We start from the raw sequence: 6077 nt of genomic DNA, 5'->3' as shown, positions 1-6077 counted from the left end.
GCACCGCCCGCCGCGCCGGCGTGCCCGGCCGCGCCCGCGCCGACCCCGGCACCCGCACCAGCGGCGGCACCAGTCCCGCCAGCGGCGCCCGCACCGGCAGTCGCCGCCCCGCCCTGCGCCGGGGTCGTCGTGTCGTCCGCTGCGCGCTTCTGGTCGTCGGTCATCGGGCTGCTTCCCGTCGGAGGTGCGGTGGTGGTGCCGGAGCCGGTCCCGGTCGCGGCGGCCGCCGCGGCGGGCGGCTGCCCCGGGAGGGCGGGCCAGCGCCCGGCGTCGGCGGCACGGAAGATCTCGTCGGCGCGGACGGCGCGCCAGGGCTCGAGCTCGCGGACGAGCTCGCCGGGGCTGTGCGGCCCGTCGTCGTGCGGCCCGAGCGTGACGGCGCAGAGCGTGTCGAGGTCGGCGGGCACGCTCGGGACCAGGTCGACGGGCGGGAGCGGCGCGCCGTCGTGCTCGGGCGCGAGCGGCAGGCCGGCGTCCAGCTCGACCGCCTCGCGCGCGGGCGCCGTCCCGGCGGCGGACCACTCGGCGAAGCTCGGCAGGGACCCGGTCCCCGCGGCGGACACAGCGGGCCACCGGCCGGTGAGGGCGGCGTAGAGCACGCGCACCAGCCCGACCGCGTCGGCGCGGCTCATCGCGTGCGCGGTGCCGCCGGACGCGCCGACCAGCTCCCCGTCGACCGCGAGGCCCTCGAGGACGACGCGCCCGCCCGCCGTCAGCACGACGGCGTCGGGGCGGAGCGCGAGGTGGTGCACGCCGCGGCGGCGCGCGGCCTCGAGCGCGGCGGCGACCTCGCCCACGACGGCGCGCGCCTGGTCCGCCGGGAGGGGGGCCCGGCCGGCGAGCGACGCGAGGCTGCGGCCGTCCACGGCGGCGGTCACGACGTAGCCGGTGCCCTCGGCCTGGCCGACGTCGAGGATCCGGGCGAGGCGGGGCTCGACGACGAGCGCGGCGCGGCGCGCGGCGTCCAGCACCGCCGCGGTCCGTGCGCCGGACACGAGCGTCACGGTCACGGGCCGCGCGAGGATCTGGTCGGTCGCGGTCCAGCGCTCGGCGGACGGCAGGTCGGTGGGGCGGCGCTCGTCCAGCCGGTACCGACCGGCGACGGTGCCGCCGAGCCGGCCGAGCGCGGGGGCGTCGGGGCGTCCGGGGTCGCCGGGGCGGGCCTGCACCACTCGTCCTCCGTCCGGTCGTCGGTGTGCGTCGAGCCCGGCCGGGTGGGGCCGAGGCTCCCCGTCATGCTAGACGGGCGGGCGGGTCCCGCGTCCGATGCGCGGCCGCCCGCGCACCCTTCCGTGGGGGTGCGCCCGACGGCTCACGCGCGCCCGAGCCGCCGCAGCACCGGGGCGGCGAGCGACCGCAGCTCGCGCACGCGCAGCAGGAGCAGGACGCCGACGTACACGGCCGACATGACCACGGCGCCGAGCACGCAGGCCAGCACGGCGCGACCCCAGGTGTCGACCGGGCCGAGCAGGGCGAGCAGGCCGAGGCCCGCACCCGCGGCGAGCACCGCGCCGACCCCCGCCTTGAGGTGGAGGGCCAGCACGCGCCGCCCGTCGAACCCGCCGAGCCGCCGGTGCACGGACACGAGCGCCACGGCCGCGCCGACCGCGTAGGACACCGCCATCGAGAGGCACGCCGCGGCGACCCAGTACCGGTCGTCGAGCGTGGCCCGCCCGAGCTCCGTGCCGCCGACGACCACGACCGCCATCAGCACCTGCACCGGCACCATCGACCGGGCGTCCTCGTAGGCGTAGTACACGCGCTGGCACAGCGACCAGACGCCGAACGCCACCAGGCCGAGCACGAGCGCCACCACCGTCGTCGCGAGCGCGTGCACCTCGCCGTCCGGCGACTCCGGGAACAGCGCCCGGCCGAGCGGGAACGCGAGGACCGCGATGCCCGTGGTGGCGAGCACGGTGAACACGCCGACCGTGCGCAGGCCCAGGGACAGGTCCGACCGGACCGCCGCGGTGTCGCCGGCCGCGGCGCGGCCCGACAGCCGGGTGAACAGCGCGGTCGCGAGCGACACGGTCACCAGCGAGTGCGGCAGCATGAAGATGAGGAAGGCCCGGTCGTAGACCGCGTTGCCCGCCGCGCCCTCCGTCGCCACGGAGCTCGCGACGACGCTGATCCGCCAGACGCCGACCTGCCCGATCAGCAGCCCGAGGAACGTCCAGGTGGCGACCCGCCCGGCGCTGCCCAGGCCGGACCCGCGCAGACCCCACCGGGGCCGGTACCGGAAACCGCTGCGGTACAGCGGGACGAGGAGCACCAGCGCCTGCACGACGATGCCCAGGGTGGCGGCGCCGCCGAGCAGCGCGGTCTGGCCGGCGGTCCAGGATCCGGCGTCGGCGCCGTCGCTGTTCCGCCCGAACACCTGCGCGAGCACGAGCAGCCCGGCGATGAACACGACGTTGTTCACGACCGGCGCCCACATGTACGGCCCGAAGGAGCCCCGCGCGTTGAGCACCTGACCCAGCAGCGAGTAGAGCCCGTAGAAGAACACCTGCGGGATGCACCAGAACGCGAGCGCGGTCGCGACGCGGGTGACCTCGGGGTCCGGGAACGAGGAGTAGAACGCCACGAAGAGGGGAGCGGCCGCGGTGAGCACGACCGTGAGCCCGCCGAGCAGCACGATGCCGACGGTGAGCAGGCGGTCGACGTACTGCTGCCCGTCGGCGCGCTGGTACGCGCGGACGACCTGCGGGACCAGCACCGCGTTGAGCACGCCGCCGGCGATCAGCAGGTACAGCGTGTTCGGGAGCTTGTTCGCGACCGAGAACGCGTTCGCGATGTGCCCGGTGACGCCGATGGCCCAGCCGAGCAGGGCGGTGTTGACGACGCCGAGCACGCGGGACGCCGCGGTGCCCGACGCCATGATGAGCGAGGACCGGCCGAGGCCCGGTGTGCGGACGGCGGTCCCGGCCGGGGCGCCGGTCCCGGCGTCCGTGCCGCCGCCGGCCGTCGCGCCGGCCGCGGTGCCGTCCGGGTCACCGGCGACCGGTCCGGTGGCGGGCGAGGTCATGGCTGGTCCTGTCGGTCGGGGGGCGCGGCCGCGGAGCGGTCGGCGGGGGTGTGCTCGGGCGCGGGCGCCGGGCCGCCCGGCGGGGGCGTCGCGTCGCGGCCGGACGTCGCGTCCCGGACCACCCGGGCCCCGCGCCGCGAGGTCTGGCCGCGGCGCACGGTCCGCCAGATGCCGAAGGCCAGCACCAGGGCGAGCAGCACGCCGACGACGATGCCGCCGACGCTCTCGATGGTCGGCGCGACCCGCGCGGAGAACTGCTGCGGCGTCGCGAGCTGGCGACCCGTCTCGGACACCAGCGACACGTCGACCGTCACGTCGCAGTTGGCGCTGGCACGCAGCGTCATCGTCACGGTGGTGTCGGCGTTCGGCGCGACCTCGGTGACCGGCGACCGCGCGGTGTCCAGGCAGGCCTTCTGCGGGCGCAGCTCGACCCGGACGCGCGCCGGCTGGTCCAGCTCGTTGCTCACCGCGACGCTGATCTGCGCGGAGCTGGAGATGACGGTGAACTGCTCGTTGAGCAGCACGTCGAGCCCGGACTGCCGCTGCTGCGACTCGGCGATGGCGTCGTTGATCGCGGCCGCCCGGCCGTCGGGGTCGTCGCGCCACGCGACCGCCAGCGGGGCGACGAGGTCGGCGTCCAGGCCGCGGAGCAGCGCGGCCGGGTCGGGGACGACCGCCGCGAACTCGCCCGCGGAGCGCCACTGCGCGGCCAGCGCGTTCACCCAGGCGGGGGTGAGCTCCGTGTCGGTGCGCTGCGACTCGGGCAGCGCGGCGCGCTCGGCGTCGTCCCCGTCCGCGCGGCCCGCGGCGTGCGCCGTGAGCATCTCGGCGACCGTGGCCGTCTCGACCCACGGCGCGGACCCCAGCGCGGCGAGCTGCGCCTGGGTGATCGCGGTCGAGGGCTGCCAGTCCCGCGGCGTCGCCGCGAGGACGTAGGTGCTGCGGGCGTCGTCGGACCGGGCCAGCACGGCGGTCTCCGCGAGCACGCGCTGCGCGGCGGTCGCGGGGGTGACGCCGGGCTGGGACGTCGCGGGGTCGGACAGCAGGTCGGACAGGGTCGGGTCCGGGACCAGGGCCGTCACGGAGCCGCCGGGGGTGTCGACGGTGGTGGGGGAGCTCGGGGACTCGGAGCCGCGCGCGGGCATCGCGTCGGGACCGACGACGAGGGGCGTGCCCGGGTCGGACTGCGCCGCGCGGGCCGCGGTCACCTGGTCCGGCACGTCGTCCGCCGCCCAGAGGACCGGGTCGGCGTCGGCCCACAGGTCGGCCCCGGACGTCGACGCGACGCCGCGGGCGAGGGCGAGCAGGTCGGCGGTGCCGTCGGCGGCGCCCGCATGGGCCACCGCGGCGAGGTCGGGGTCCGCCCACGGGAGCCGCAGGACCTCGCGGTCCTCGGCCGCACCGGTCAGCGCCGTGAGCCAGGCCTGGTCCGCCCGGGTCCCGGCCGCGGCGCCGTCCACCAGCGCCGGGTCGACCGCCCAGGACACGAACGGGTGGTCGGCCGTGGCCTGCAGCAGCTTGCTGAGCCGGCCGCCCGCGGCGGTGAGGGCGGTGAGGCGGTCGTCGCTGCCCGCCGTGTCGTCGCCCTGCTCGGTGGCGCCGTCGTCGGCGGACGGGGACGCGGACGGCGACGGGCTCGGGGCGGCGCCCGCGGTGTCGCCGGCCGCGTCGCCGGCCGCCTCGTCGCCGGCGTCGTCCACCGACGGGTCGGTCGCGGGCCCGACCACGGCGGACAGCACGCCGACGTGCGCGCTGGGCAGGTCGTCCGCGGAGTCCCACAGCAGGTAGCTGCGGTCCAGCCCGACGCGGCTGCGCCCGTCGCCGACGTCGAGCGTGAGCCCGCGCGGGCCCCACGCGTCGTCGGTGCGGAGCAGTCCGACGTCGGCGGCCGGCACCGTCACCTGCACCGTCGTGGTGGCGCCGGGCTCGAGCGGGGTGTCGAGCGTCGTCACGGCGGCGACGTCCCCGATCGGGCTGGAGTCCCCGGCGTCGGCCCAGGCGGAGACCTGCTCGCGCGTGGACATCCGGTAGCGGTAGATGCGCACCGACGCGCGGGGCTGCTCGACGACCTCGTCGCCGTCGTTGCGCAGCGTGGCGGTGACCGTGAGGTCCTCGCCGGGCTCGAGCACCTGGGGCGCGACGGCCGTGATCGCGACGGACACGGGCAGGTCGTCCGTCGAGGGGGCGGCGGGAGCCGGAACTCCAGCCGGGACCGCGGTCGACCCGAGTGCGGGCGCGCCGGACAGCGCGACCACGCAGGCGGCCAGGACCGCCGCCGTGACCGCTCGTGCGCGCCCCGCCGTGCCGCGCAGCCTCATGCCTCGCCGACGAGGACCACGTGCGCGGCCTCGGCCAGTCGTCGCTCGTTGGGGTAGGCCAGGCGCCCGGGCAGGTCCACCACCGGTACCCACGCCACGTCCTCCGCCTCGCCGTCCGGATCACCCTCGACGGTCAGCTCGCCGCCGACCGCCCCGAGGAGATAGTGGTGCACCATCTTGTGCACGCGGCGGTCGTCGCCGGTGAACCAGTAGTCGATCACGCCGAGCCGGCGCACGATCCGGCCGACGATGCCGGTCTCCTCGGCGATCTCGCGGACCGCGGCCTGCTCCGGCGTCTCCTCGCCCTCGAGGTGCCCCTTCGGCAGGCACCACTCGAGCCGGCCCGCCCGGTTGCGGCGCGCGATCACGGCCGCGACGTGCAGGCCGGCGTCGAGGCGCACGACCAGCCCGCCCGCGGAGGTCTCCTCGACGACGGGCAGGTGCGGGTGCCGCGTGCGCGTCGACCGGGGGTCGATCCGCAGCGCGTGACCGCCCGGCGGCGCGGGGACGCCCTGCGGGGGCAGGGCGCGCGCGTGCTCAGGCATGCAGGCCACTGTAACGACTCCGTCACGGCCGCCGGACGGACTCGGCGTGGAGGACCTGTGCGCGCCGACCGGCGGCGGAGCGTCCCGGGACCTCGGCGTCGGCGGGCGGCGGCCCGGATCTGGCAGGCTTGGGCGTCGTGCCGTCCGACGACCTGACCCCCCGCACCGCGCCCGACCCCACCCCGGCCG

The 6077-nt window shown here is 77.9% G+C and carries 3 protein-coding genes and 1 pseudogene; all 4 read right to left on the bottom strand.

Translation table 11 applies throughout. The annotated features are described in order from the left end of the window. Positions 1-1169 (bottom strand): annotated as a pseudogene (locus KVT14_RS12605) (hypothetical protein); the annotation flags it as partial. A gap of 143 nt (positions 1170-1312) precedes the next feature. Further along, a complete protein-coding gene (gene murJ / locus KVT14_RS12600) occupies positions 1313-3025 on the bottom strand; it encodes a murein biosynthesis integral membrane protein MurJ (protein WP_217615980.1) in 1713 nt (570 codons plus the stop codon). Further along, on the bottom strand, positions 3022-5343 hold the full coding sequence (locus tag KVT14_RS12595) for a DUF6049 family protein (RefSeq protein WP_217615979.1): 2322 nt from the start codon (positions 5341-5343) through the stop codon (positions 3022-3024). Before KVT14_RS12595 ends, murJ begins: the two co-directional genes overlap by 4 nt. Further along, positions 5340-5888, bottom strand: coding sequence for an NUDIX hydrolase (locus KVT14_RS12590; RefSeq protein ID WP_217615978.1), 549 nt, complete (start codon positions 5886-5888; stop codon positions 5340-5342). The genes KVT14_RS12595 and KVT14_RS12590 overlap by 4 nt, the downstream gene beginning before the upstream one ends. Positions 5889-6077 lie beyond the last annotated feature (189 nt).

Source organism: Cellulomonas sp. GbtcB1 (genome assembly GCF_019091725.1).
In the GTDB taxonomy this organism is placed as follows: domain Bacteria; phylum Actinomycetota; class Actinomycetes; order Actinomycetales; family Cellulomonadaceae; genus Cellulomonas.
This window is presented reverse-complemented; position numbering and strand designations above follow the sequence as displayed.

What these genes read in the sequence shown, in the direction of transcription:
- murJ (WP_217615980.1), bottom strand. Translation starts at nt 3,025, where the DNA reads ATGACCTCGCCCGCCACCGGACCGGTCGCCGGTGACCCGGACGGCACC.
- KVT14_RS12595 (WP_217615979.1), bottom strand. Translation starts at nt 5,343, where the DNA reads ATGAGGCTGCGCGGCACGGCGGGGCGCGCACGAGCGGTCACGGCGGCG.
- KVT14_RS12590 (WP_217615978.1), bottom strand. Translation starts at nt 5,888, where the DNA reads ATGCCTGAGCACGCGCGCGCCCTGCCCCCGCAGGGCGTCCCCGCGCCG.